The sequence below is a fragment of the Pseudomonas protegens genome, from assembly GCF_003732485.1.
GTDB classification, from domain to species: Bacteria; Pseudomonadota; Gammaproteobacteria; order Pseudomonadales; family Pseudomonadaceae; genus Aquipseudomonas; species Aquipseudomonas protegens_B.
This window is the reverse complement of the sequence record NZ_MOAK01000092.1, coordinates 77,639-80,813: the sequence shown is the minus strand read 5'-3', so window position 1 is coordinate 80,813 and position 3,175 is coordinate 77,639. Positions and strand designations below refer to the sequence as shown.

1 protein-coding gene is annotated in these 3,175 nt (G+C 65.9%); it reads left to right on the top strand.

Annotated features, from left to right (window positions below; all coding sequences use genetic code 11):
• The coding region (locus BLX41_RS34080) for an SDR family NAD(P)-dependent oxidoreductase (RefSeq protein ID WP_221179235.1) at positions 1 to 3,175 on the top strand (3,175 nt) is incomplete at both ends.

Below are 3,175 nucleotides of genomic sequence, written 5' to 3'. Positions count from 1 at the left end.
TGCATCGAGCTGCAGGGCAGCCTGCAGCCGCAGTGGCTGGTGGACAATGCCTTGCAGGACGACGAGCGGGTTCGTTACCGCGATGGTCAGCGTCAGGTGGCGTCCTGGCAGGAAACCCAGCTGGCCCAGGGCACCGCGCCACCGTGGCGCGAAGACGGGGTTTACCTGCTGAGCGGTGGCACCGGCGGCCTGGGCTTGTTGCTGGCCGAGCAGCTGGCCCGACAAGGGCAGGGCGTCAGGTTGATCCTGGCCAGCCGTTCGGCCGGGCAACTCTCACCCGAGGCCAGTCAGCGGGTCGCCGCGATCAGGGCCTTGGGGGCCCAAGTGCAACTGCACGCGCTGGACATTGCCGACCGCGGCGCGGTCGAGGCCTTGATTGCCCAGTGCGAGCAAGAATGGGGCACCCTCAACGGGATTTTCCACTGCGCCGGAATCACCCGCGACAGCCTGCTGCAGCACAAGAGCGTGACCGATCTGACGGCCGTCCTGGCGCCCAAGGTGGCGGGGGTGCTGAACCTGGATCGGGCCAGCGCCCATCTGCCCCTGGACTGCTTTGTGCTGTATTCGTCGGTGAGTGCAGTGATCGGCAATCCGGGCCAGGGCGACTATGCCCTGGCCAATGCGTACCTGGACGAGTGGGCCGGCTGGCGTGGGGCCCAGGTGCGGGCCGGCCGCCGTCAGGGCCGCACGCTGGCGATCAACTGGCCGCTGTGGCGCAACGGTGGTCTGCAGATCGATGGGCAACGCGAGCAGCAGATGATCGAGCTGACCGGGATTGAACCCTTGAGTGACAGCGGCGGCCTGGGGTTTCTGCAGCAGGCGCTGGTCCAGGCCAGCGGCGCCGAGCGCTGGATGGTGCTGGAAGGCGACATTGCGAAGATCAAGCGGTTTATCGCCGGGCAGTGGCAGCCGGACAGGTTCGAGGAGCCACCAGCGCCGCAGGAGATGCCTGCAGCGACAGCCCTGGCTCCATCGACACCTTTGCCAGCGAGCGTGGAGGGCGATCTGCAGGCGCTGGCGATCCGCTACTTCAAGCAACTGCTGTCGACCACCCTCAAGCGGCCGCTGGAGAAGATCGACAGCGATGCGTCGTTCGAGCGCTACGGAGCCGACTCGATCATGCTCACCGAGCTGACCCGGCAGCTGGAGCGCCTGTTTGGCTCGCTGCCCAACACCTTGTTGTACGAGTATCAGACGGTGCGCGAGCTGAGCGCCTACTTCATCGGCCAGCATGCCCAGAGGCTGGACCAGTGGCTGAGGCCCGAGGGGGCCAAGGCCAGCGCACCCCGCGAAGAAACCAGCCTGATTGCCCAGGCCCCGGTCCGCCAGCGTGCGCGTAACCGGCAACAATGCGAGACGCCCGCCGTGGCCGGCAACAGTCGCGATCTGGCGATCATCGGTATCAGTGGTCGCTACCCCGGCGCCGCCGACCTGGAAACGTTCTGGCACAAGCTGGCGGGTGGGGAAGACCTGATCAGCGAAGTGCCGAGCGCGCGCTGGGATCACCAGGCGTACTTTGACCCGGCCCGTGACCGCTTCGACAAGACCTACTGCAAATGGGGGGGCTTTCTTGACGGGGTCGAGGACTTCGATCCGTTGTTTTTCAACCTCTCGCCCCGGGAGGCCCACATCATCAACCCCAATGACCGGCTGTTCCTGGAAACCTGCTGGAACCTGCTGGAAAGTGCCGGGCTCACCCGGCAACAGATCCAGCAACGCTATCAGCAGCAAGTGGGTGTGTTTGTCGGGGTGATGTACCAGCAATACCAGGCGTTCGAGTCGGATCTGGTCCGTGAATCGCTGGTGTCAGTGACGTCCTACAGTGCCATTGCCAACCGGGTGTCGTATTTCTTCGATTTTCAAGGGCCAAGCCTGGCAATCGACACCATGTGCTCCTCGTCGATCTCGGCGATTCATGCCGCGGGCGAGGCGCTGCGCAATGGCGACTGTCGGCTGGCGATTGCCGGCGGCGTCAACTTGACCCTGCACCCGAAAAAGTACATCGGCCTGAGCGTCGGTCAGGTGTTGGGCAGCCATGCCGGCAGCCGCAGTTTTGCCGATGGCGATGGTTATCTGCCGGCTGAAGGCGTCGGCGCGGTATTGCTCAAGACCCTGGCCGACGCCGAACGCGACGGCGATCCGATTCTGGCGGTGATCAAGTCCACCGCGGTCAACCATGGCGGCCACACCCATGGCTTCTCGGTGCCGAGTGCAAAACTGCAGGCGGCGCTGATCGATAGCAACTTCAAGCGCGCCGGGATCGACCCGCGCACCCTGAGCTACGTCGAGTCGGCGGCCAATGGTTCGGCGATGGGCGATGCCATCGAGCTGAGTGCGTTGAGCCGTGTGTTCAGCGCAGCGGGAGTCGCCCCTCAGTCCTGCGCCATCGGCTCGGTGAAATCCAACATCGGGCATGCCGAGGCAGCTTCGGGCATGTCGGCGCTGAGCAAGCTGGTGCTGCAGTTGCAACACCGGCAGTTAGCGCCGTCGCTGCTGCTGGGTGAGCTGAATCCGAAGCTGGACTTTGCTCACTCGCCGTTCGTGCTGCAACGCACACTGACCGAGTGGCCGCAGCCGGTGCTGGAAATCGACGGCGTGGAGCAGCCGGTGCCACGTCGGGCATGCCTCAGTGCCTTTGGTGCCGGGGGCTCCAACGCCCACCTGATCATCGAGGAGTACCCGAGCGCACCGATTCCGGACCTGGCAGCGTCAGAGCCGGGCCTGCTACAGATCGTGCCGCTGTCGGCCCACAGCAGCGCTGCCTTGCAGCAGGGACTGGAGCGGTTGGCGCGGCACCTGGATCGGCATCCGCAGGTTCGACTCCAGGACCTGGCCCATACCCTGCAGAACGGTCGTGAAGCGATGCCGCTGCGGCTGGCGTTGCGGGTGAGCAGCACGGCGCAATTGCGCGGGCTGTTGGCCGAGATCCTGCAGCGTCTGCAGCAGGGCCAGGCCCTGGCCAGCCTGGACAGCACGGATTTGCCGCTGGCCCTGGGCAATGTCGACGAGGTGCCGGCGGCCCTGGCCAGCCTGCTGTCCGGCCCAGGTGCCGCGGCCCTCAGTGCAGGCCTGATTGCCGCCGCTGACCTGCAGCAACTGGCGCTGCTCTGGACCCAGGGCGGCGAGATCCCCTGGCACGCACTGGGGCACAACACCGGCGCGGCGCTGATCCCGC